Source organism: Aporhodopirellula rubra, from assembly GCF_014192335.1.
Taxonomy (GTDB): domain Bacteria; phylum Planctomycetota; class Planctomycetia; order Pirellulales; family Pirellulaceae; genus Rhodopirellula; species Rhodopirellula rubra.
On the sequence record NZ_JACHXU010000004.1, the window covers coordinates 71,336 to 95,787 of the forward strand.

Genomic DNA, 24,452 nt, shown 5'->3' on the forward strand with positions numbered 1-24,452 from the left:
AACGTCATCGTGAGAGTGGGGTCGGCGTCGGATCCTGGGACGCCTGTCCCTCGCTCAGGAGTGTGACTCGTCCAGCGGGCTCAAGAGCCGCGTCGATGAGGCGAACCCATCGTTTGAGTCATAAGAGAGGTGATCATACTCAGCGGCCTTTTCGTTTCATCTTGCGTTTGAGTTTGTCACGCTCCTTGCGTTGTTTTGCCCGTTCGGCGGGCGACAATCGCTTTCCTGTCGATTGTTTTACTTTGGCGCCGCCCATACTCGGATCGGTCAAGGCACCACTGGACTGCAATTGCCGGAGCATCGCCATGCGATCGCCACCGCCCTTGCCAGCCATCATTTGCATCAACGGCTTCATCGTGTCGAACTGCTTGATCAACTGAGTGATCGAGGACGACTGAACCCCGGCACCAGCGGCGATCCGAGTCCGACGGGCCGCGTCGATGATTTTTGGATTCTTGCGTTCAGCGGGAGTCATCGAGTTGATCGCCCCGATGATTTGCTTCATCTGGCCACCGGCCTCGGCACTCTCCATCGCGTCTTTGAACTGGCCCATTCCAGGCATCAGACTCATCATCCGCCCCATCAGGCCGGGCTGGGTGATCTTCTGCATCATGTTTTTGAAATCGTCGAGCGAGAATTGGCCTGATGCCATTTTCTCTTCGAGCGATTCACGCTCACTCTCGTCAACGATCCGATGAGCTTCGCGTGCCGCGGCGACGATATCGCCCATTTGCAGGATGCGACTGGCCATCCCTTCGGGACGGAACGGCTCGAGGGCGTCAAAACGCTCACCGGTTCCGATGAATTTGATTGGGACGCCGGTGACCTGTTTGACCGACAACAACGCACCACCACGGGCGTCGCCGTCGAGTTTGGTCATAATCACGCCGTCGAGCTCGAGGGCGTCGTTGAATGCGCCGGCACTATTGACGGCGTCTTGGCCGGTCATCCCGTCGACGACGAGGTAAACCTGATCCGGGCCGACCTTACGGTCAATCTTCTTGAGCTGGGCCATCAACTCTTCGTCGATGGCGAGTCGTCCGGCCGTGTCCAAGATAACGACCCGGTTGCCATCACGTTTCGCACGTGCGACACCGTTTTGACAGACTTTGACGGGGTCTTGGTGATCGGTTTCGGTATGGACGGGCACGCCGAGTTGCTCGCCGATCACCTTCAACTGCTCAATAGCAGCAGGGCGTTGCAAGTCAGCTGCCACGAGCAAGGGCTCAATCTTTTGCTCGCGGAGCATTTGAGTCAGCTTGCCGCATGTCGTCGTTTTCCCGCTACCCTGCAACCCGCAGAGCATCAAAATGGTGGGCCGGTCGGCATTCAGGTGCAACGACGGGTCCACGGGGCCGAGTGTCTCGACCAACTCTTCGTGAACGATCCGGACGAGTTCTTCCTGAGGCCGCAGGCTCAGCAAAACTCGCTTCCCGAGTGCTTTGTCGCTGACATGCGACATGAAATCTTTCACGACGCTGTAGCTGACGTCCGATTCCAGCAGCGATTCTTCGACGATTTTCAGACCGTCGCGCATATTGCTCTCGGTCAGTTTGCCCTTGCCGGACAAACTTTTGAAAGCGGACTGCAATCCTTCGGAGAGGGAATCGAACACGGGCGGCGTGTAAAAAGAACACAAGAGACAGCGGAAAGCCCGACAGTTTACGCATCGCGGTGCAGTTTTGTAAATGGAGAGCGTCCGAGCGGGGACTGAAAAGTTTTCCCGCGGGGGTGGGATTAGGAGAATGAGGCTCTGCAGGGGGCCCGGGAATCAAATCGAAGCCCCATCGGATACCTCAATTCACGTCCCAAAGCGGCAAAACGCTCCTCATCCGCCCCCCGCTCAACCACCAACCCTCACCGCGACTTCCTAGCCCCCAAAAAACGCAACCTGCCCCCCAATCCCACCAAAACACAGGCGAAAACCGTGAAGTGACCAAACGTGTCCATGGCCCTGCGATCTTATCACTGTCGAGCAGACGGCACCCCGCATCCCCGGTGATGCCGCCCGCCACTCTGAATCCCCCCTTCGCAATTTCACGGAAGAGAAAACGTCATGGCAAAGTTTTACGTTCAATGTGGTAGCCGCAACGTCATCGTCGAAGCCATCGACAGCGAGGCCGCTGCGATGCACCTGATCGACTCGGCGATGCAGTCTCATGTTTGGATTTATGACGACGCGGACCTCAGCGATGGTGATCGCCACGCTCATTTGGCAATCGAAGCCCTGCTGACCCTCGCTCCGGAAATCCGGGTCAGCGAACAAGGATTCGACCGAAACGACTCGCTCACGCTGGGGACCCCCGAAGTGCTACTGCAATGGCACCAAACGATGGTCGCACTCAGCCGCCTGTTTCGCTCGGCCGGGTTAACCCCGAAATCGCTCAGCGAAATGAACTTCCCCAAAAACGGCCCGAACAGCGCCCTGTCAGCATAACAATTCTGTCGGCGTAACGACTCTGCTGGCATGACGCGATCCTGTTGGCAACGTGGCGCCAACACGCATGGGCAGGCCAGTTCGATTTCGTAACTCAGCCAAACACGACAGGCCAAACGAACCAGCTCTTCAAACGGCGTCACCCCCAGACGCCACCGCGTTGGCGATTACGTCCAGGCAAGCGTTTTTTGTGTCGCCAATCCGCGAGGACGGTACCAACGGGGCAAACCGACGCCCCGCGACACGGTTCGATTTGCGATCAGTCCGCGTCCTTGGAGTCTCGCCGCGGACTAGTTGTTGCTGAAATGCAACTTCAGCGATCGCTCACGACTGAGAGGGTTCTTCATGTACTGCGCATAGCACTGAGGACACAGATCGAAACTCGGTGGAATCGGATCGGTGTCCTCATCGAGCATTCCTGCTGGGTGTGACGGCGAAAACGCCGAATCGAGATGGTCGATATCGTCGCCGCGTGACAACGCATCGTGCAGATAATCGAGTGGCTCGTCTGTTTCATCGCAAATCGCCGACGCCAAGGACTCTTGCTCGAGCGCGTCGTTGAGGTCGGACAAGTAATCGACCACTTCTTCTTCGATATCCAAGACAGGTTCGACCGCGACGACTTCAACATCAATGTGAACGATATACCGTGGCCCTTCGTCGGTGTCGATCGAACGATGGCAACGATCGCATGTGTAATGAATCATTTGAGCAGTGCTCTCATCAATACAGGATGAAGAAAAGAAGACGGTAAATGTCCCGCGTCAGCTCCATCGTAATTCTCTGCCGATGTGTCTCGCAAGTGTTTTTCCGCGTTCTTGGGCTCTACGTGAACATTTTTATGATCTTTTGCGCCCCGCACACGGCACCGATTGCAACGCAAAACTCGTGATCGGCGGCGGCAATGGTTAGTCTTCCTCCGCAGCGCCAGCTAGACTGGCACTTCTCACTCCCGCCTCGTTCCCTTCCTACCACATTGCCCCGAGCCCTATGCCATGCACCGAATCACACTGCATCCAAAATCCATCTCGGTCATCGTGAGCCTTTGCTTGCTAGCAACTGCAGCGAGATTGAGTTCAGCAGGAGGACTCGGCGTGACGCCACCGGATCAGTTCAAAGTACCGGCGGGTTTTGAAGTGGAACTGATTCATCAGGTTGATCCTGAAAGCGAAGGCTCGTGGGTGAGCCTGACCGTTGATCCCCAGGGCCGATTGATCGCATGCGACCAACTCGGTGGACTGTTTCGGATCGACGTGTCTGAACCCAATGCGGTTGTGGAGAAACTCAACATCGACTTTGAAGGTGCACAAGGTTTGCTGTGTGCGTTCGGTTCACTCTACGCCAATGTGAACTCACGGAACCAACCTTCGGGCCTGTACCGGTTAACAGACACCGATGGCGATGACCAATACGACACCAAGGAACATATCGTGCCGCTCAATGGCGGCTCCGAACACGGCCCACACGGGTTGATCCTCACCCCCGATGGCAAACGCATCTTGATGGTCGCCGGCAACAACACGACGTTGCCTGAAACGATCGAGCACAGCCGAGTGCCACGTAATTGGGATGAGGACCACCTGCTCGGACGGATGCCCGACGCGCGTGGACACAACGCCAACCGACTGGCCCCCGGCGGCTTCATCATGTCTCTCGATCCCGATGGCAGTAACCGCGAATTGATCGCCACCGGATTCCGAAACCCCTACGACATCGCACTCAATCACGAAGGCGAACTGTTTACCTATGACGCGGACATGGAATGGGACGTCGGCACGCCTTGGTATCGACCGACTCGTATTAACCACGTGATCAGCGGCGCCGAATTCGGATGGCGAAACGGAACCGGCAAGTGGCCTGCCTACTACCCGGATTCCTTCGGTGCGGCCGTTGACATCGGCCCCGGTTCACCGACTGGTATCTGTTTTGGATACGGATCGAACTTCCCGGCGAAGTATCGCGATGCCCTGTTCATTGCCGACTGGAGTTACGGCAGCATCCATGCCGTGTTTCTAAATGACGACGGTTCGACCTATTCGGGAACCTACGAAACGTTTGCAAACGCCGCTCCGCTCCCGGCGACCGACATGGTGATCCACGACGGCGCGATGTACCTAACCATTGGCGGCCGCGAAACACAGAGCGGCCTGTACCGCATCTTTTACTCCGGCGATGCCCCATCGGACTCCGAACCTGACGACAATCTGTCAGCCGAAAAAGTCGACGCCGCTTCGTTGCGAGTCCTCCGCGGTCAACTCGAATCGCTCCATGTCGATGACGAGGCATTGCCGTGCGGAATGAACGAAGCGGTTTCGATGGCGATCGAACATCTCGACCATGACGACCGCTCCGTTCGCTTCGCCGCTCGCGTGGCCCTTGAACACCGCAACGTCGAACTTTGGAAACAACCGATCCTTTCGGCGGAATCGCCTCGTACACGAACGCTCGGCATCATCGCCTTGGCACGATGCGGTAAACCGACCGATCAGGCCGCCGCAACAGCCAGTTTGCTAACTCTGCCATTCGACTCATTGACGCCGGACGACCGAATCGCGTTCCTGCGGGCCGCAGGACTGGTCACCATGCGACTGGGTGAATTCAACGATGACCAACGCGCCGCACTGATTAAGAAACTCGACGGCCAGTTCCCATCGGGCACCGATTCACTCGACCGTGAACTCGCCATGATGTTGGTCTACTTACGTGCCCCCGGATCGACCGAGAGCGTGCTGACGAAATTGCTCGAATCACCGAGCCAGGAAAGCCAAATCCATTACGCCATGACACTGCGAGGGGCGAGCGAAGGATGGGACGACGACAAACGCAAACGGCTCCTGGGATGGTTCCATGAAATGGCAACCGCTCGCGGCGGCATGTCGTTCGGAGGTTTCCTGAAGAATATTAAACAAGAATTCATCAGCCATCTGAGCGACGCGGACCGCGAACGCCTGGCCTCGTCGATCTCTCCTCCGATCGTGACGGACGATTTAGAACCAACAGAAGCACGCCCAATGGTCAAACAGTGGACCGTCGAAGAACTCGAAGGCGTCGTCAACGCGTCCACCCGACCAGCGGATTTCGAAAATGGCAAAGATATGTTTGCCGTCGCCCAATGCTTCAAATGCCACCGGATGGGTTTACAAGGTGGTATCCTAGGACCGGACCTGACGAGCGCAGGAGGAAAGTTCAGCGTTCACGACTTGCTCGTTTCGATCATCGAACCGAGCAAAGTGATCAGCGATCAATACAGTGCGACTCAGTTCCTGACCGAGGACGGCGAAATCGTCACCGGCCGGGTCATTAACATGCATCGAAATGAACTCAACGTGTTAACTAACATGCTCGATCCATCTTCGCTGACGAAACTCAACCGTGACGACATCGCCGAAACGTTCGAAGCTAAAATTAGCATGATGCCGACGGGATTGCTCGACACGCTGACTGCAGAAGAGATCGTCGACTTGGTGACCTATCTTCGTTCAGGTGGAAACGCAAACCATCGCCTCTACACTGATCCGGTCGCGGCGAAGTAGCCGCACGGTGAACTCAAGCAGCGGCGATCTCGATATCGAAACCGCCACCGCCCTAATCCCATTACTCACATCGGAGCATCTCAGTGCGTCGCCCCGCTGTCCCGGACCGAGGAAGATGATTTCATGCTAAACGCGATCACGCGGACAGCACGATTCCTCAACCCATGGCGGTGGGTGATGGGACTGCGGCGATCAATGACAGGGGCTTCGGTTTCACTGTTGCTGATCGGAATCGTGTCGCTGAACATCGTGTGGGGATACCCCTGGACGGGCATGTTCGCGACGTGCATTTCGCTGTTCATCGTGGGGCGAACGATCAATTATCTCGCCGCACCACAACTGCACGCATCGGTGAACGCGCCCCGTTGTTTGCCGATGGGGACGTCCACGCAAATCCCAGGGCACCTCGTTAACCAAGGCCGCTGGCCGGGCATGGACCTTTGGATCGAACGCAACCAACGCTGCGACTGGTTGCCACCCGGCGGGGAAACGTCAGCGTTGAAGGATGTGACGTTTCAACGACGCGGATTGCACCCCTTGCCGGTGATCGAAGTCGATTGTTTCTTTCCGTTCTATCTGTTTCGCACGCACCTCAACGTCGACCCGAACACGACAATTGCCGTCACACCGAAACCGCTGTCGAGCGAAGACGACGAACATTGGCGTACACTCCAAAATACTCTGCGTGGGATTGCGACTCGAATTTCACAGGGTGAACAGATCCATTACATCGGCAGTTGCGAATATCGCGAAGGTGTCCCCGTACGTCGTTGGGACTTTTCATCTTGGGCTCGACTCGGCAAACCGATCGTGCGTGAATTCAGCACTCCGGCGGCGAGATCGATCAGCATCTGGGTCAACAACGTCTGCGACGACGAACCCCGTTCACGCGAACGCTGGACCCGACGAATCAGCTCGTGGTCTCGCACCAACGAAAATACCCACGAACCTTTCGAGCGAATCCTTTCCATTGCCGCGTCATCGATCGAAACCCTGACTCGAAACGGTGCCGCCGTGACACTGTGGGTGACGCAGGACGACCGCCTTCAAGCGTTCCGCTGCGAAGCGGGAAGCGACCCGAGCGATTTGCTGATCGCGCTTGCGACGTTGGAACCGATACCGCCGAGCGAGACACTCGCACATGACCTCGATGATTGGACGCGAGAGATGCAGTTGTCTGGAGGCGACTCGCTGCTAGTCATGTCGTGCCAATCTCGCGAAAACGTCTCGATCACCATCCCGCCTGGAACGCGGTGGGTGACGCACCGAGACATTCGAAAGATCGACCGCGCAGAAAAACCACCGCGTCCCGCGATGAAAACACACATGGCGAACTCCACACGACAGGTTTCCGAGACAACCGGATAAATGAAGTGACCGAGCAACGTTTTCAGTATCGATGGATCGACAACCGGCTCCTGCTCGGCGGCGTCATCGCTTCGTTGGCACTGTTCGTGGGACAGACGTTTTCGACCTCTCCGACGTGTTTGACGTTTGTCCTAGCCGCGTTGATGATCGGCATTTTGCTCGACAACCGTCGCCTGCGACTCGCTTCCACGTTGCCCACAACGTCGTCGTCGACGCCGACTAAGAGGGAGAGCAAAATTCAGTGGCGAACGATCGGGCGGCGGCTGGTAGTAGGGTTCACCTTGATCGCCGCACTTCTGGTGACGTTTTCGTGGCGGATGGCCCACGGGATCACGGACGCCTCAAGCATCTTATTACTCGCAGTGGATTTGATCGCGCACTACTGCGTCACGGTCCTTTGCATTCTGTGGGCGATCTGGCCTCACCGCGGACACGTAACGATGCTCGTCGTGGGATTGATTGCGATCATGGTCACGATCGCAGGCGGTGGCGTGAGCCGATCATTGCCCGCCCAAACCGCGGTCGGCCTGGCCAGCATGATCGGGTTCGTGATTTCGGCACAGATCATTTTGTCGCGACAAAAGCGACCTTATACGGTGACCGAAAAACACGATCGCGGCTTCCACTTCGAAAGATGGCCCTACACGCTCTTCACACTGTCACTGGTGCTGATCGCGGCGTCGGCAATCACACAGGTGACCGGCGTTGTCTTACCTGACCTCCAAGCCGAAGTGTTCGCGCAGTTGAAAGACCGATTCGAGGACGCCGACACGAGCCTCCCGATCTCGAGCAGTGGCTATGTATCCGGACACCGACTCGGCAGCGTGCGAAAGAGCATGCTCAGCGACCCAGAAGGCATCGCGTTACTCGGTTATTGCGGGGCATCCCCCGGCTACCTGCGCGGCAACGTCTTTGATGACTACCACGAACGTTCATGGCGGAGTCAACGACGGTGGATCCAACGAAACCAAGACGGCTCGGTAGGCCGAGTCTACCGTGCTCAGCGGGCAGAACGCATCTCCGAGGCACGAGTTCCGCTGGTGCGCAGCGGCGGCTCCAACCGATATCGGTTTTCGCTAAGCGTCAGTGGCTCGTCGGGGCCGGTGGCGGGATTAAAAATGTTCGAACGCGATGGTTCGCGGAACACCTCCCGCACGGACGCGAAAGAAACCGTTACGGATCAATCCGATTTCGTTGCGAACAACCAATCGGGGCCTAACCTTGTCGCGACAGTCGAACTTCATGGGCAACCCGAGCGGGGAGCGATGATTTTTTTACCGTCGGCGGCATTTTGGATTGAAGCACGTGGCGAACGAGTCGGGATCACTTCGCATGGTTTGATCGACCGAGGCATCGACACGTCACAGCCTTGGGTGGCAGGTGTTGCGGCGGAACCAGAGCAAGAGGAACTTTCTCCTGCGGCTCTCGAGTTGTTAACGTCAGTGGATGCGGAATTGCGAAATTCGATCGCCCCGATCGCGTCGAAGGTTTGCAAAGGGGCGGCATCCTCGCGAGGCAAAGCTGATCGCATCGCGTCCTACTTCCAAAACAACTTTCAATACACGCTGCAAACCGAGGCCGCCCCCTCCGGGCTCGATCCGATCACGTACTTCCTCCGGACACGGCATCCCGCACACTGCGAATTGTTCGCATCGGCATCCACCCTGATGCTCCGCAGCCAAGGCGTGCCCGCACGTTATGTGACCGGCTACGTGATGGATGAAATGAGCGACAGCGGAGACTATTACATCGCCCGCAATCGCGACGCGCATGCTTGGGTAGAGTATTACGACGACCAACGCCAACGATGGTACTCACTCGAGTCGACGCCCGGACGCGTCTACCAAACGATCGACCTATCCAGCCAAACTCTGGCACAATCGGATTTCAACCTCACTTCACTGGACGAGGAATTCGCCGCCGCCCATTGGGTGCGAACACTGTGGGGCAACCTCATGTCGTTACGCGTGACCGATGCGTTGGCGATGATCTTCCGCGTGCTACAGCTACCCCTGTTATTCGCCCTGACGGGTTGGCTCTGGTGGCGCCGGCGGACCGGAAACGCGGACGCCAACGCGGCTGCCCTGGCCTCGGCTCGGCGCACAATGGACCGCCGACTTCGACGATTAGGTTGGGTTCGCCGGCAAAGTGAAACGCTGCATCAATTCGCCCGCCGGATCGAACCGCAGCCTTCCGAGACGGTTTCTGACAAAGAACGCCATCGCCGAGAGCAGTTGGCCGACGCGGCAAGATGGTACCGTGAACATGCCGTTAAACTTTACCGCTGTTCTTGAAACTAACCTTGCCGCTGGTAAACGCTAACGATTAGCGGATTCATGCAAACTCACGTCGGCGCGACTTGTCGCATTTCAACAGGTCACCCGACAATCGACTCAACCACATGACCGATCGATTCCGAAACCCATAGGCAGTGTCGCTCCCGTTCTCACGCGGGTTCCTGACACCGGCGGAGTCACTCGTTTGAGAGTGATCCGAGGCTATTTTTTCGAATTTGACCCATGCAGGTGCAGCGGTGCCAAAGTTCCCCACGATCCCGCGGTTGACCATTGTCGTTCCTCACTGCGGAGACACGACTTCTTTTGAAAGTTCCCTCGTTAGTGTGCTGCAGCATCGACCTGATGCGTGCGAAGTAATTGTCCCCCACGCGGGCAACTACGACGATCCGTTCGAACTCGGCGACGAAGTCAATTTTGTCGACGCAGGTACCACGAGCGTGATTCAGCAAATCGGTGAAGCCGCCGCCGTGGCGCGCGGACGATTCGTGCATGTGCTCGCCGACGGACACGTCGCGGGGCAAGATTGGGCCGATCAAGCCCTGTTGGAATTCGAACACCACGACGCAGGTGTCGTCGCCCCCGTCGTCCGACACTCCGACAGTAACGAAATCGCCAACGCAGGATGGCGTCAATCGGCAGGCTCGGCATGCGAAATGGCTGCCGCAGGAACCGACGCCGTCAAAGCCGGCAAAGGCAGTCGCATCGATGGCGGCTTCTTGACGACCAGTTTCTGGCGCCGGGACCTACTCCGCAGTTTGACCGGATCATTGCGTGGCAGCAACGACGTCGTCGAAACGTCGATGGCCTACTGCCTGCTCGCACGTCAAGCGGGATGGCGTTGTGTTGTCAGTCGAGACTGCAACATTCGGATTGGAGACAGCGATTCGCTGTTGGGCGATTACCAAGCCGATGTCGATGCCAACCATCGGCGACTGCAAGCCATCGCGGATCAATTCGGCACCGGCGGATGGGGCAAGAGCCTCGGACGTTTCATCGCGACCTGCCTCTCTTACGGAGTCGGCTCCGCTATCCGTCGCGCCACCGCACCGATGGCTCAAACCGCGATCGCGAAAGCCCTACGCACTAACTCGGCGCTGCGTTGCGACGAGCAGGTCGAAGCAATCCGCATCCCCGTTAGTTCCAACGAAAGCTACCGACGGGCAGCGTAAAGCACTTCAAATGATGACGTGCCCGCTCACCGCAGTTTGACTCGCCAGGATTCGGTCCCCCGAAGTCTGGCGATGGCGGCGACATCGTTCGTGATAACGCTCGATCCAAAGCAGCCGAGCGTCGACCACCCTCGCGAACAGGCGGTGCTAACCCTCATCGCACACAGCGTCTCAAAATACCGCGTCTCGGTGACGCGCCGCCTGTGCCATCCCATGATGGCACCAAACCGATGACGCAGCATCGATCTCATTGACGATTCCGTCTACGTCGTCATGCCGCCGCGATAGAGTCTTGCGAACGCGATCGGATCGACCACGCCTTGGTCGACCAAGAATTTCTCGAGCTCGGACTCATGATTCGGATTGGTCAATCGAGCTAACTCGTCGCGAGCAGCGAGAGCCGATGGCGTCATCTGTTGACTCTCCGCGGACACACTTGCGGACTCCAACAAATGTTTCGCCTTCTTGAGCGAAACCTCTTCGCCGCCGGCAAACTTGCGCGGTAAACGGGCTAACGCGATGCCTTCCACCAAATCGGCTTTCGTGGTGGCCGAATCGATCTGATGCGAGCGTAATTCTTTGATCAGATGTTTGAACTTCTTGACGCCGGCAGCGTCATCCTCATAGAGCAATCGCAGGCTCGCCACGGCGGTTAACTCCGTGATTAGCATCTTCATCATTTGAATCCGATAGACGACCGACCGACGGCACAGTGGAAGGATTTCGCGAATCGCTGAATCCGTGTCCTCCGCCGAATTGAGGTACGTCACACGAAGCAACCGTTCCATCTGGATGACGAGAGAGAACGCGTCATCCCCGATCTTACTCATGCTCGGGTTCAGTAAGTCGTAATTCATGTCGAGCGTTTGCAAATCATCACGCATCATGAACGCCACAGAACTGTAGCCGAACGATCCCATTGTGAGGATGAAATAGTCGTTCGACGTTCGCCCTTCGGCTTGCATGTCGTCAATCATGGCCGCGAGCGAAGTGAGATCACCGACTTGGAAAAAACCAATCGATTCACAACAACTCGTGTGGGCAATTTCGAACCCGCGATGTGCCTCGCTACGAGCATAAAAGTCGCGGCTGTCTTTCGCCTGCTTGATCGCCTCGGTCCACTCTCCGCTCAACGCCGCCACCCACGCCATCCCCGCATGGACGTCGCCATACGCCGCTGTTGAATCGGCATCGCCGAGCGTGGCGCGTAACTGCGACAACGAGTCGACCGCTTTACGGCGATTCCTACCAGGGAAGTAGGCACCGAAAACCGCGTTACCGATCAGCACTTCGATCTGTTCGTTCCGCGAGCCATATCTCGCGACATTCTGACGATTGAAAACGTTCAGCTCCGCTGCGAGCCAATTGTCGATCATGCTTAACGGACGCACCAACGATTGGCAGGCGGCAATCTGATTCGCCTTCGACTGAGGACGCATCGGCAGCGAGTGAGATTCACGCAGTTCGATCTCGCACTTGGAAACCGACTGCCGTATCAGGTTCCACATCAGCGACAGCTTGTGTCGCCAAACCGGTTTTCGCCGCGGGAGCTTCAACCGAGCCAAGAGCGGATCGAGATGCTCGACCGCTTCGGCAAAGCGTCCCGAACGAATCGAGCACAGTACCTCATCCAGCTCGACCTCGAGCTTGGCTTGGCCGGTGAATGAATTGGCGAGTTCGCGATAATGCGCGGCGGCTTCAAACAGGCGACCACCACGCTGCATCGCCTCAGCCGCGTGACGCAGCGATTCGATACGCTCATCGCCGTGGGTATGCGAGGCAACGATCCCGTACCACTTTCCCGCTTCGATTTCCGCGTAAACTTGCAACGCCTGGACCGCAGCCTGCTTCGCCCATACGACAAATTGTTGCGTGTCACCCGCTTGTTCGTAGTGTTCAGCGATACGCCCCGCTGCCATCCCGTCCTTCGCCAATCCCTCAGCCCATTGGCGATGCAACGTTTTTCGACGATCGGCTTGAATTTGGTCTAGGAGCTGTTTCGACAAACGGTCGTGCCAGACACGGATGTATTGACCATCACGTCCATCACGGAAAACAAGCCCCTTCTCTGCGAGTTCCTCGAGTTCGGTTTCGAGCAACGCCGTATTCGGATGGATCAAACACAGCTCCGCAAACGAAACCTGCCGTCCCGCGATCACGATCGTGTCGAGTAATTGAGACACGTGTTGACTCAATTGATCCTTACGCCGCTGCCAAACCTCTTCGATCGAAGGTGCGTCGTGAACGTTCTCCGCCGTTTCGGCCCCCCCCTCGTTGGCATCAAGGGCCTGAGTCGAAATTCGCGTTAATCGCTGATGCAATAAGCCGTCGGGCGCCAACTCAGCGAGATACGCCTCGAGCCGATAAGGTTGCCCGTCGATCTGGTCGTTCAGCGATTCCAACTGCGTCGGAGTCAACGCCAGGCCATGCAGCGTCGCTTCGGATACGATCGCTTCCGACGTGAGATCGCGAGCGAGCGGGTTAAGCGAGATCGTTTCGTTGGCGGCGATCTGTTGTTGATCCCCATCGGATCGCGAAACGGTGATGAGGCCGAATCCTTGATACTGCGGCGGCCCATGCCGGAGCCCCGCATTGGCCTGCAAGTGATCGAGCACTTGGATCGTGTCCTGGTCCGCCCATTGAACATCATCGATGACAAAGAACACCGGCGCCATCTGGCGAAGCTGATTGACCACCTTCATCGCCGCGTCAAGACCGCCGGGCCGCGTCGGCGATGTCACAATCGGCGGTTCGGACCAATCGACCTCGAGTATTTCTTCGAAACTCGGTAACACCGTCTGCAGGATCGACTCGCTCACCGAATCGACAAAGATTTTTTCGATACCGCCGCGACGGAAACGCATCACGATTTCGTCCGCGATCTGGCTGAACGCCTGCAACGGACGTTGCTCGAAACGTTGACATCTCGCAACAAATACCATCGGCCATGATTGCGAACGCAAACGCTCGATGCCCATCTGCAGGAACGTGGACTTGCCGATTCCCGAGGTGCCGTCGATATGCAACCGCTGCATCTCGCCGCCGAGCACCTGGTGGCACCATCGACGGAAAGTGGTCATCTCTGACTCACGTGCGATCTCGGTCAAACGATAGGCACGAGCAGACGAGTTGTTGTGACCGGCCAGCGGACTTCCCACGACCGGCGACCTGCCGAGTCGAGACAGCGAAAGCGCCGTTGGACGATCGGAAACATCCGGCGATAACATCTCGTTAACGACATCGATCAACATCTCCGGAATCGCCGGGTGTAAACCGATCATCGCCGATGCAATGTGTGCCTCGTCCGTTTCGCGGCTTCGTTCGTCACGAGGGATCACGACGTCCTGCAACTCGTTGTTTTCCGACGCAGGGGGACAGGAGTCATTATTCTGCAGGTCTCTGCGACGTTCGGCCGACGAAAACATCCGCATCGCTTCGAGCGCGACCATCCCGAGACTGAAGATATCGCTGGCCGGGCAATAAGACTGCCGGAACAACACTTCGGGAGCCACATACATGGGCGTCCAAATGAGATAACCGCGGATATTCTCCGGATCGCTCTCGGCCGCGAATTCACCCGTCAGGTCGCAATCGATAATCACAAACCGCTTCCCGTCGCCGGTCAGCATCAGGTTGGTCGGCTTGATGTCGCGATGAACCAACTGATTCGCGTGTGTCCACGCCAGTGCCGAACCGACCTGGCGGAGCATCTCGGCGAGATTCTCGCATGCCTCGGCAATCGGCAAACGTTTCCAATAACGGAGAACCTGCACGAGGTTATCACCATCAATTCGTTCCATCGAAAACGCGAGCAGGTCGTTTTCGTGGTGAATCCGAAACAGCCGCACCAATCCACGATGCCGCAATTTGCTCATCCGGCGAAACCCAGTCTTCGCGCGGACGGCTTCTTTCGGATCAACGTTCGGAAACAGTTTCAGAGCGAGGATTTTATCGGTCGTGGTCTCCCGAGCTTCATAGACCCATCCGTGAGACCCTGAGCCGATCGGCCTCTGCAATTCAAATCCTGCGATCTGGTCGCCAGGCTTCCAAGGTGATTTTTCTAATCTTGGACGCTTCGAAACACCCTTGGTCGCTCGGCCTTCATCAATTTTGACCTGTGTTTCGCGAGAACTGCTCGGACGCATCCAGTCATCGCCGGAGTAGTCGTCCCAATGATTCATGATCGAAAATAGCCCCTTCGTCAAAATACATCTTGTTGTCGAGATATACTCGCGTGACGACAACGTTAGGCATAGTAATTAAATGGACAAAATCACAATTTTTTACGATTACTTCTCACCCCGGAGCCATTGACCGACCGGAACGGGAAAGATATTGTTTCAGCCTTCGAGGAGCAGTACGAGCATCGTCATTCGCTCCCGAAAACATGCGGTGGTTGTAGTTCAGTTGGTTAGAACGTCGGATTGTGATTCCGAAGGTCGGGGGTTCGAGTCCCCTCAGCCACCCTCTTCTTAATCAGACAATGGTAAACGGTTGTCAATTCCGGGCAATTTTTGATCCATCAATCTTAAAAAGATCGCGAATGGGCGATCCAGTCGGCCAAAGAGCAGTTTTTGGCCCCTTCTTCTCATTCGAGTCCTGCGATCCCAACCGGCGATCTCGGACCGTTCGTGGAATACGATTCTATTCCAATCGTCACCTCGCTGCTGACAACAAGACGTTTGTACATCAAACAAGCGTCGACAGATAGCGGCGTCTGGTCCTCCGCGACAAAGAAGAACGCGGGCAAACGTTCGGCAAACAAACCGTAATCCACTCCTGAAGACAACGGTCGCCAAAGAAACGTGCCTGTCACCGCACGCAACTCTGTCACCGCACGCAACTCGCGCCGCACAACGGGCAAAGCACGTGGTCTCCCAACGCCGTGTTCGTCCATGACCGTGTTCGACGGAACGAGGTCCACTGCCTGATGACGGCGGTTACACCGGTCGCCGAATCACCCGACATCCTGCACGGCATGAGACCTTTTGCCGCGGTGACATCCACATCGCGATTGGAAGAATTGCCCCAACTCCGCACACTTTCGCGATCCGACCAAGTGTGCGGTTCATGCCGTCCCCGATTCGATCGAACCCGGGGGTCAGGGTCATTGCGAATCGTCTAGTCGGCGACTCGGCTCATGTCCCAAATTCGCACCGTACCGTCGCGGCTACTCGTGGCAATCTGATGCGAAGCGGGGTTCATCGCCACGTCATAGACGGCGGATGAGTGTCCCCGAAGTGTCGAGACAGGATTCCCCGTTGCGAGGTCCCAAACCCGGGCCGCACCCATCTGTTCGCCCGTGATCAGGTGCGAAGCGTCGCTGCAGAACGACACGCTCCATACATCACCTTCACTGCCGGCGAGATTCAGGATTTCCTTACCGGTCTCGCTGTTCCAGACCCTCACGTTTTTGTTCCAACCGACCGTCGCCACCAAGGGCCCCTTCGGTGCGAAACGCACGTTGTAGATCGTTCCGTCATGCCCAGACATCGATTGACGTTCCACCAACGTTTCAGCGTCAAACAACCTAAGTACTTTGTCATGACCGACGCTGGCAATCAACTTTCCGTCATGAGAATAGTCCACGCCCAAGATCGTTCCCGGGGTGGTCACCGACCTGACTTCCTCACCGGTATCGATGTCGTACACATGCAGCCCCCCGTCACGGTCTCCCGCGACGACGCGGTTACCATCCGGGGAAAACGCAACGCCACGAACCGAGCCGGCCGCCTTCCATTCGCGGATCACTTCATAATCGTCGGTGTCCCAAAGTTTGATCGTCGCATCGTCACCACTGGTCATCAACATCGGACGTGTCGGGTGATAGGCCACCGACCAAACAACACCCCGGTGCGCGTTGAAACTCTTCTGCAACGTTTGCGAGGCACCGTCCCAAATACGAACACTACCATCCTCGACCGCGGCCGCGAGAGTGCTGCCCCCCGGCGAAAAGTCCGACGCCCAAACCGTTCCCGGATTGTCAGGCAAGACGACCGAAGGAAAATCGTCGCCTAGATCAGGTCGCATGATCACGAAACTAGCGATAGCGACCATGATCGCGACCGCAGCGGTGACCCACGCCGCGATCGCCCAACGACGCTCACCGCGGCGATAGCTTCCCGATAATTTTTTAACTTCGCTCGCCGCGATGCTGGGCACCTGCAACGGCGAAATGGGTCCGTACTCACTGACGATCGACGCCAATGCCGTCGCGACTTCCGCAGCGGACTCGGGACGATCGGCCGGAGACTTCTCGAGCAAGGACATGATCAAATCGGACAGCGGCCGCTTGATCGCGGGATTCACCTTGTGCGGAGGCTCGGGTGTGTGATTCACGATCCGCTGCATCACACCGAGTGCCGACGGTGCCTGAAATGGCGCCATGCCGGTCGCCATCTCATACATCACCGCACCGAGCGAGAACAAATCGCTTCGTTCATCGGCGTTCTCACCGAGCGATTGCTCAGGCGACATATAAAGCGGTGTCCCGGTCACCATTCCCGTCTTCGTCAACTTGACATCGTCCGCCGTACGAGCGAGTCCGAAGTCAGTCAGCTTCACACGGTTCGTCTCGGCTTCGATCATGATGTTCGCAGGCTTGATGTCCCGGTGCACCATCTCTCGCTTGTGCGCAGCCGACAGCCCCGCGGCCGTTTGCATAGCAATCCGCGCAACGTCAATCGGCGGCAACGGCTGACCACCACGCAATCGATTCTCCAGGGTTTCCCCCTCGATCAATTGCATCACGAGGTAAGCGATCTCGCCTTCGTTCGCTTTCGCGACCTGATACATCGGCACAACGTGTTCGTGCGAGATCGCGGCCGCAGCGCGACCCTCGCGACAGAAACGCTGCCTCGCCAAATCGTTCGCTTGGAACTGTGAGTTCAACACCTTGATCGCAACACTGCGATGCAAATGCGTGTCAAAGCCTTCGAGCACAACGCCCATCCCACCACGCCCGATCACCCGAGCGATCTGGAAATGCTGAAGCTTACCTCGGTACGCCGGGTCATCCGATGGTTCCAAGAAACTCAGATCATCGGGAAGCGACGATGGCGGCGCGGCGTGAGTTGGCCCGGCATCCGTAGGCGATTGACTGCCGCCATCCAAATCGATCGTCGGTTGCGAACGGATCTCTCGAGAGAGACCATCAATCGCGGGCCAGAGCGCAGAGTCACGCAGCGGGTTCTCCGCATTCATTCCTTGGACGAGGTCTTCGATCGGAAGATCACCACTGGCAATCGTCTGCAGCTTTTCCTGACACGTCGTGCAATCCTGCAAGTGCTGAGTCACTCGGTCGGTATCGGCTTCCGATAACTCGTACTGAATGAGTTCATTCAGTTCGACCGGGTCGGGACATTGATCAATAACTTTCAAACCAGCTCTCCTGCATCTTCTTCAGCAAGTATCCGTGCGACTTCATTTCGAAGTTTGGCCGTGACGCGACTCCTCGCGACATAAACAGCCCCTTTGGACATACTCAACCGCGTGGCCACATCCTCTGCCGTCATTCCGTCGACTGCGGTCATGGTAAAAGCCATCCAAGTATTCGGTTCGATTGTGGGCTGGAGCAACCGCATCGCTTTCGCCGCGATCTGCCTCTGGTGCTCGCGATCCCAACTCTCCTGGAGTTCGTCTTTGCCGGCGGACTCCTGTTTGAGCAACTCGAGCTGGGCAGTGTCGTTTGCCGTCGGGCTCGCTCGCTTTCGCTTTTCAAAGTACGTCGACAACTTGTTGCGGGTGATCGTGAACAACCACGCCCGAAAGCCGCCTTTCTCTTTGGCGTAATCGAATCGATCGATCGCCATCCCGACACTTCGCAAAACGTCCTGGACAACATCCGCCGCATCGGCGTCCTGCAAACCACGACTGCGAATAAACCGATAAAGCATCGGCCCGTAGTCGCGGAGAAATGCTTCCCACGCTTCCGTGTCCGCTGTGTCACGCAACCTGAGCAAGAGTGTTGCTCGCGTCAGCGGAGTCTCGGTCATGGGATGCCTCAGAGGGGTGCGTGAATGGACACGGCATTGTACCAACCTGTCACCACCCCACTACGACATCGCATCACACAGGGTTTTCCTGCACTTCAGCTTCAATAATTTTTTCTGCAAAACTCTGATACGCTTCTCCAAATTGCTTCGCAATCGAGTCAGGCCACACGTGGAACCGCCCCTCCTCAACGGCATCGAAAACCGCCGTAGCGACCAATACAGGAGGCTCCGCGATCTCTGTGAAGCCCGCATCGCCCGCCATGTCGGTCTGAATCGGCCCCGGGAGAACGCTGACAACTCGCGTTCCCTGCTCGGCCAGCGATTCGCGGAGAGCTTGCGTGAGCGAGTAACTCGCCGCCTTCGACGCCGAATACGTGGCCAAGTCACCAAACGACTTAATCGATGCCACACTGTTGAGCTGCACGAACGCGCCACCGCCGTTGGCCTTCAAAACGGGAGCGAACGCCTGAGCCACGTGCAGCATTCCGAACACATTGACGTTGAACTCATACTTCAGTGACTCGAACGCCACCGGATCCGTCACCGACGAAACGGTCAAAACGCCCGCGTTATTCACGACAACATCCACTTCGCGGGCCTGATTCGCTGCGGCGGTAATTGACGCGGGGTCTTCCAGGTCGACATGAATCGGCACGACTTGATCGCCGAACTGCTCGACCAGCGATGCCGCCGAATCAAGTTTGCGAACGGCCGCATAGACCTTGCTCGCACCTCGTCGGATTGCTTCCTCGACAATCGATCGCCCGATACCCCGGTTCGCACCCGTTACCAAAACGACCCTACCGACTAAATCGAATCCCATTTTCCTGTCTCCCGCGTGAACTTTTCAGCGTCTGATTGAATTGTTTGTTGCCCGCCGAAGCGGTGTCTGAAAGGAATACCGGAGACCGCTCATCGCCTTACAAACGGACCGGGAAAAATTCGGGGTAGAGCGATAGAAACGAGGCAGTCTGGAGAAAACCGGCCCCATGGGTCGTTTCAGGAAATGGCGTCGGTCTCGAACGAGGTACGTTCGCCAGGACCACTGCACCGTTGAGCGACGGTAGTTATGGCAGCGATGGAAATGCTTTCGGATTCGTGACATCTCGGGATGGATGGCTCGATTTCTCCGATCCAAAGGCGTCCGCGACCTCCCCCACCGAGAGGGAAATGGAAGGCATTTGGGCCAAAAAGAATCAATTTGACCTGGATTCGAGATCGCCCATTCCGCTATGCCTTGGGTCGATGCGGGCCCGCAAGGATTGTGGTGCTGCCGCTCATTCGTTTCCACGCACACCTGTTTGCCTATCTTCACGCACGCCTTTCTCGGCGAACGCGTCGATCGTCAGACAGCCACCGGCAGGGAGAGACCGCCGTGCAAACGCTGAAGACATCCGCAATTGTTGTTCTCATGATGACCGTGCTGTACAGTGCGTACGTCTCAATGACGACACCGCCAGACCCGTTACCGCAAGGAGTCGAATCCCTGTTGGTTGAATCGGGCATGGACAGCCTGCCCGACGACTTCGGCAGCTTCGGTATCGACGACGGCACCCCCACCGCGTTTGACGACTTCTCGATGTCGGCCCCGGCGAATGAGCCCGATCCGTCACTCGACAATGCGAACGGTCCGTTATCGAGTTTCAACTCGGTCGACCAAACCTTCGCCGATCTCGAAACGAACCTTGATTCGAGTGACGACCAATTTTCAAACGAATCGTTCCAGATGAGCGATCTCGATACACCGCGCGGCGTCAGCCGACTGCCCGACGTGGATGAGTCGGCCACCGCGGTCACCATCTCTGCCGACCCTGGTCGCGATTACCCGACCACCGGTGCCGATTTCAGTTTGCCGGATCCCAACGAAGCGATCCGCATGACCGAGAACAGCGTCACGTCGATTTCCGACTCGCAAACGAGTGCAACCGATTCACTCGGCTACCTCGATGTCCCAAGCACCTCGAGCCAAACGTCCGCGTTGCCGTCGGCGAAATCAGCCGCATCGGACGTCGCCGCCGCCGGACTCGCCAACGCAATCGCAACAGCGGACCGCCAATTCAATGCAGACCGCCGGCGTGAAGCACTCGCGACGCTGAGCCTGTTCTACGAAACACCGAACCTCAGCAGCGACCAGAGAGAACAACTGCTGGTTCGACTCGATCCGCTCGCACGTGACGTGATCTATTCGCCCGAACACCTGCTCGAAGAACCTCATCGCGTGGGTTCCAACGAAACACTGATGGACATCGCTCAGAAATACGACGTGCCGTGGCAACTGCTGGCCAACATCAACGGCGTCAGCGACCCGGTCACCGTTCTGCCGGGAACAGATCTGAAAGTTGTGCGTGGCCCTTTCCGAGCAGATGTTGATTTGGAAAACAAAGAACTCACCTTGTTTTTAGGTGATCTCTACGCCGGACGCTTCCCCGTAGGAATCGGCAACGATCCCGCTCCACGTCCGGGAACGTACACCATCCAAGAAAAGAAATCGGCCAAGACGTACTACGACATGGCCGGAACGCCGATCCCACCAGGCAGCCCACGCAACCCCTACGGGTCGATGTGGATCGACCTCGGTCAAGGCATCAGCCTGCACGGCAGCCCCAAAACGGACAGCGCCACCAACGAAGGCTGTATCAGCATCGCGGGCAACTACTCTCGAGACGTTTTCGGAATTCTCTCCGAAGGCTCATCGGTCACGATCCGATAACGAGTGGCAGAACAAAACCGCAGCGTGAAGCATTCACTCGCATCACGCGGCGGAACGAAACATCTCGCGGCTTGGCGGTCGTCGAAGATCTCTGCAAATGAGGTCGGCTCTCGATAGATCGCGGAACTTGCAAATCGCGAGGTTCGCGAAACCGCGGTCCACCGTTTCGCGACGGTAGCTACGGGATCGAAGGAAATGGCCTGGGACGAAGGCATCTTGGGCGGTCCACCGCTGCTGCAACAACTCAAGGGCCATAGACGTGCGTCGCAACCGATCTTACGTGATGATGTCGCGGCGGTTTTGGACGTAATCCCATAGTACGAATCGATCGAGATCTTTACCGCTGGTGAAGAACACTCTACCCCGCGTTGACTGCGCCATTCGATACGCGAATCGAATGTCTTCTTCGCTCTGCGACCAACTCGGGATCAAGAAGATATTGATCGTGATCCCTTCTTTCTGGCACAACGCCGCCTCACGCATCGTCGCCGCCTCGGTTTGAGGATCGGGCGGATACAACATGTACAACGTTTCGTCCTCGAAGTGCGCCGTGGGCAATCCGTCGGTAATCAACACGATTTGCCGATTGGGCGTGTCACAATTGACGAGGTTCTGCCGGGCGAGTTGAAGGGCGTGCTGAATGTTCGTGAAGTGCGGATGGATCTGCTGTTCGCTGATCTCGGGATTGCTCATGTCGCACTTCAGTCGAACCCACGGATCGTGAATGGTTACCTGCTTGGGCATGCACTCAATGATCTCTCCGGGTGAACGGAGTTTTGCGAATGTGTACATCTCGATGAACCGGAGAAAGTCACCGGGGTATTCACTATTGATCAGCCCCTGCAAGGCGAGCGCCATGCGTTTGACGTTGATGTACTGCCCGTCGTATCTCATCGAACCGCTCATGTCCATGATGACCGCGGTCGCACACTTGGGGTGGTTGCGGGTTTTATGGACGACGATGTCATCACTGTGCAGCCTCAGTGGTCGCTCATCGCCATGGCGGATCAAGGCGTTGATGATCGTTTGAGGCAGGTCGAGATTGGCGACGCTGTCTCCAAATTCGTATGGCTTGGTTTGCTGCAATTCGACAGCCCCCTCTCCGACGACATCACCTTCGTGCCGTCCGCTGCGTGAGGGCGCCAGTTCGCTGAAGATTCGTTCGAGCAATCGCCCCTGGAAGATTTTGTACGCTTGCGGGGTCAGGTTGAAACCTTTGCCATCAGCCCGACGCTCGAGACCTTGACGCTCGGCTTGCTCTCGCAGCAGGTTTTCGACCTGAGTACGCATCTCTTCGAGTTGCTGCATGTCTCCGGGCTGCGCGAACTCGGACAGCAAATCCATGTCGATAATCCCGATCTGAGCGGTTTTCTCCGCTTGATCGAGTTGTTCGAGCAGTTCGTCGATTTTCTCGAGTTCCTCTTTGATCTCGAGAGCCTGCGGCACCGTCATCGATTCATTACCGGTGAATTCGTACTTCGTCGACAACTCTTCGATATTGTGCTTGTCACTCATCGCGGCACCGGTCGCGAGCAGGTCACGCGCCAGGTCGCTGTTATCGTCGCCGGTTTGATACCACAACCGTTCGATCATGAACGGCTGTTCTTGATTGACCGCGGTGCGAAACAATTTCTCCATCTTTGCCGGCGGGCGTACGCGGCCAGCGGCCTTCTGAAACGCTTTGCGTGCCTTCTTATTGACGCCCCGAGTTTCGTAGGTCTCGAGAATTTTGCGTTTGCGTTCTTCGAGCAACGCCCGCAGAAAATCGATACTCGGCCCCAGCCCGGCGATTTGAGACGGATCCAACCGAACCGCGTTGGCGAGTTCCTCATCGGTCAACTGACGAAAATTCCCGTACATCATCGCCTGCTCGAACGCGGGCGTGACGAGATCCGGCGGCGCCTGCGTCGGTGGCGGGAACGCGGTGGGGTCGTACTTTTGATAGGCGTGAATCACGCCCCCGATCCGATGGGAAGTCATCAGCAATTTCTGCAGAGTGTTGAGAGCCAGCGATCACGGGTCCGAGATCGCACAGGGAATCATATCACTCGGCAAAGCCACCCAATCGCGACATGCTGCCGGATTCCGAAAACGACGTCGGGACCGCGACCGGCAGCGATGGTTGCACTGTTCTATCGAACCGGTGCTGCGAATTTTCCGCTCTTCGCGAAAAACTCGCTCGGATTGTCGTGCACGACGCGCCGGATCAACGACTCATCACAACCCCGGCGACGCATTTGATAGATGAGGTCCGGCACAGCCGTCGGCTTGCTCACCCCCCAATCACCCGCCGAGTTGGCGAGCAACCGTTCACCGCCGAATCGTTCGATCATGTCGGCCGCACGATCGGGCGTGCATTTGGTAACGGGGTACAACGTCATGCCGGCCCAAAAACCACGGTCGAGCACTTCGCCGATCGTGTGCTCCTCGACGTGATCGACTAACACCCGATCGGGATTGATTCGCGAATCGTCACACAACATGTCCAGAATCATCCGCGTTCCCTGGTACTTGTCCTCCAGGTGCGGCGTGTGAATCAAAATCAACTGATCGTGCTCGATCGCCAGATCAAGGTGCTCGAGGAAGACGGTCGCCTCGTTCTTCGTGTTTTTATTGAGACCGATTTCGCCGATCCCCAGAACGCCTGGTCGATCGAGAAATTCCGGAATCATCGCGATCACTTCACGCGACAACGACACGTTCTCGGCTTCTTTGGCGTTGATGCAGAGCCAACAATGATGTTGGATTCCGAACTGGGCGGCCCGTTTGGGTTCGACAGCGGTGAGTTGTTCGAAGTAGTCGCGAAATCCGTCGGCGCTGCCACGATCAAATCCAGCCCAGAACGCCGGTTCGCTAATCGCGACGCATCCCATTCTCGCGAGCGTCTCATAATCATCCGTCGTCCGGCTGACCATGTGCAGGTGCGGGTCAATGAAATCCATCG

At 57.1% G+C, this 24,452-nt stretch carries 15 protein-coding genes and 1 tRNA gene; 7 read left to right on the forward strand and 9 right to left on the reverse strand.

What is annotated here, in order from left to right; genetic code table 11:
* Positions 1 to 139: 139 nt before the first annotated feature.
* Positions 140 to 1,615 carry a signal recognition particle protein gene (gene ffh / locus FHS27_RS06850; RefSeq protein WP_184303471.1) on the reverse strand — a complete coding sequence of 492 codons (1,476 nt, stop codon included), beginning with the start codon at positions 1,613 to 1,615 and terminating at the stop codon, positions 140 to 142.
* A 441-nt stretch (positions 1,616 to 2,056) separates the two neighbouring features.
* Between ffh and FHS27_RS06855 the strand changes: the two genes are divergently transcribed.
* Positions 2,057 to 2,437 (forward strand): hypothetical protein, encoded by a 381-nt coding sequence (locus tag FHS27_RS06855; protein ID WP_184303473.1) that lies wholly within the window; start codon positions 2,057 to 2,059, stop codon positions 2,435 to 2,437.
* A gap of 290 nt (positions 2,438 to 2,727) precedes the next feature.
* Here FHS27_RS06855 and FHS27_RS06860 read toward each other — a convergent pair whose 3' ends face one another.
* Positions 2,728 to 3,144, reverse strand: coding sequence for a hypothetical protein (locus FHS27_RS06860; RefSeq protein ID WP_184303475.1), 417 nt, complete (start codon positions 3,142 to 3,144; stop codon positions 2,728 to 2,730).
* A 288-nt stretch (positions 3,145 to 3,432) separates the two neighbouring features.
* Between FHS27_RS06860 and FHS27_RS06865 the strand changes: the two genes are divergently transcribed.
* The 4 genes from FHS27_RS06865 to FHS27_RS06880 all read left to right on the forward strand — a co-directional run bounded on the left by FHS27_RS06865 (position 3,433) and on the right by FHS27_RS06880 (position 10,804).
* Positions 3,433 to 5,970, forward strand: coding sequence for a c-type cytochrome (locus tag FHS27_RS06865; protein WP_184303477.1), 2,538 nt, complete (start codon positions 3,433 to 3,435; stop codon positions 5,968 to 5,970).
* 123 nt (positions 5,971 to 6,093) lie between these two features.
* Positions 6,094 to 7,338, forward strand: a complete 1,245-nt coding sequence (locus FHS27_RS06870; RefSeq protein ID WP_184303479.1) for a DUF58 domain-containing protein — start codon at positions 6,094 to 6,096, stop codon at positions 7,336 to 7,338.
* A 5-nt stretch (positions 7,339 to 7,343) separates the two neighbouring features.
* Positions 7,344 to 9,632, forward strand: coding sequence for a transglutaminase family protein (locus FHS27_RS06875; RefSeq protein ID WP_315854475.1), 2,289 nt, complete (start codon positions 7,344 to 7,346; stop codon positions 9,630 to 9,632).
* A gap of 239 nt (positions 9,633 to 9,871) precedes the next feature.
* A complete protein-coding gene (locus FHS27_RS06880; RefSeq protein ID WP_315854476.1) occupies positions 9,872 to 10,804 on the forward strand; it encodes a glycosyltransferase family A protein in 933 nt (310 codons plus the stop codon).
* A 263-nt stretch (positions 10,805 to 11,067) separates the two neighbouring features.
* Here FHS27_RS06880 and FHS27_RS06885 read toward each other — a convergent pair whose 3' ends face one another.
* A complete protein-coding gene (locus FHS27_RS06885) occupies positions 11,068 to 14,985 on the reverse strand; it encodes a serine/threonine-protein kinase (protein WP_246419227.1) in 3,918 nt (1,305 codons plus the stop codon).
* 211 nt (positions 14,986 to 15,196) lie between these two features.
* Between FHS27_RS06885 and FHS27_RS06890 the strand changes: the two genes are divergently transcribed.
* A tRNA-His gene (locus FHS27_RS06890) sits at positions 15,197 to 15,270 on the forward strand.
* Between the two features lie 122 nt (positions 15,271 to 15,392).
* Here the strand turns inward: FHS27_RS06890 and FHS27_RS06895 are convergent.
* From FHS27_RS06895 to FHS27_RS06910, 4 genes are all read right to left on the reverse strand, one after another.
* Positions 15,393 to 15,701 carry a hypothetical protein gene (locus FHS27_RS06895; RefSeq protein ID WP_184303483.1) on the reverse strand — a complete coding sequence of 103 codons (309 nt, stop codon included), beginning with the start codon at positions 15,699 to 15,701 and terminating at the stop codon, positions 15,393 to 15,395.
* A 224-nt stretch (positions 15,702 to 15,925) separates the two neighbouring features.
* Positions 15,926 to 18,184, reverse strand: a complete 2,259-nt coding sequence (locus FHS27_RS06900; RefSeq protein ID WP_184303485.1) for a WD40 repeat domain-containing serine/threonine protein kinase — start codon at positions 18,182 to 18,184, stop codon at positions 15,926 to 15,928.
* Entirely contained in the window at positions 18,181 to 18,798 is a 618-nt protein-coding gene (locus FHS27_RS06905) for an RNA polymerase sigma factor (RefSeq protein WP_184303487.1), read from the reverse strand. Before FHS27_RS06905 ends, FHS27_RS06900 begins: the two co-directional genes overlap by 4 nt.
* A 73-nt stretch (positions 18,799 to 18,871) precedes the next feature.
* Positions 18,872 to 19,621, reverse strand: a complete 750-nt coding sequence (locus FHS27_RS06910) for an SDR family oxidoreductase (protein WP_184303489.1) — start codon at positions 19,619 to 19,621, stop codon at positions 18,872 to 18,874.
* A 552-nt stretch (positions 19,622 to 20,173) separates the two neighbouring features.
* On the opposite strand from FHS27_RS06910, the gene FHS27_RS06915 reads away from it, so the two are divergent.
* Positions 20,174 to 21,508, forward strand: a complete 1,335-nt coding sequence (locus tag FHS27_RS06915) for a L,D-transpeptidase family protein (RefSeq protein WP_315854477.1) — start codon at positions 20,174 to 20,176, stop codon at positions 21,506 to 21,508.
* Positions 21,509 to 21,784: 276 nt separating this feature from the next.
* Here the strand turns inward: FHS27_RS06915 and FHS27_RS06920 are convergent, their stop codons facing one another.
* Together FHS27_RS06920 and FHS27_RS06925 are read right to left on the reverse strand one after the other, a co-directional pair.
* Positions 21,785 to 23,488: a hypothetical protein gene (locus FHS27_RS06920; RefSeq protein ID WP_184303491.1), complete on the reverse strand. Its 1,704-nt coding sequence runs from the start codon at positions 23,486 to 23,488 to the stop codon at positions 21,785 to 21,787.
* A gap of 152 nt (positions 23,489 to 23,640) precedes the next feature.
* Entirely contained in the window at positions 23,641 to 24,450 is an 810-nt protein-coding gene (locus FHS27_RS06925) for a TatD family hydrolase (RefSeq protein WP_009101533.1), read from the reverse strand.
* Positions 24,451 to 24,452: the final 2 nt, after the last annotated feature.

Excerpts from the sequence above, each read along its gene's own strand:
- FHS27_RS06920 (WP_184303491.1), bottom strand. The coding sequence starts at position 23,488 with ATGACTTCCCATCGGATCGGGGGCGTGATTCACGCCTATCAAAAGTAC.
- FHS27_RS06870 (WP_184303479.1), top strand. The coding sequence starts at position 6,094 with ATGCTAAACGCGATCACGCGGACAGCACGATTCCTCAACCCATGGCGG.
- FHS27_RS06855 (WP_184303473.1), top strand. The coding sequence starts at position 2,057 with ATGGCAAAGTTTTACGTTCAATGTGGTAGCCGCAACGTCATCGTCGAA.
- FHS27_RS06865 (WP_184303477.1), top strand. The coding sequence starts at position 3,433 with ATGCACCGAATCACACTGCATCCAAAATCCATCTCGGTCATCGTGAGC.
- FHS27_RS06885 (WP_246419227.1), bottom strand. The coding sequence starts at position 14,985 with ATGAATCATTGGGACGACTACTCCGGCGATGACTGGATGCGTCCGAGC.
- FHS27_RS06905 (WP_184303487.1), bottom strand. The coding sequence starts at position 18,798 with ATGACCGAGACTCCGCTGACGCGAGCAACACTCTTGCTCAGGTTGCGT.
- FHS27_RS06895 (WP_184303483.1), bottom strand. The coding sequence starts at position 15,701 with ATGGACGAACACGGCGTTGGGAGACCACGTGCTTTGCCCGTTGTGCGG.
- FHS27_RS06860 (WP_184303475.1), bottom strand. The coding sequence starts at position 3,144 with ATGATTCATTACACATGCGATCGTTGCCATCGTTCGATCGACACCGAC.
- FHS27_RS06925 (WP_009101533.1), bottom strand. The coding sequence starts at position 24,450 with ATGGATTTCATTGACCCGCACCTGCACATGGTCAGCCGGACGACGGAT.
- FHS27_RS06910 (WP_184303489.1), bottom strand. The coding sequence starts at position 19,621 with ATGGGATTCGATTTAGTCGGTAGGGTCGTTTTGGTAACGGGTGCGAAC.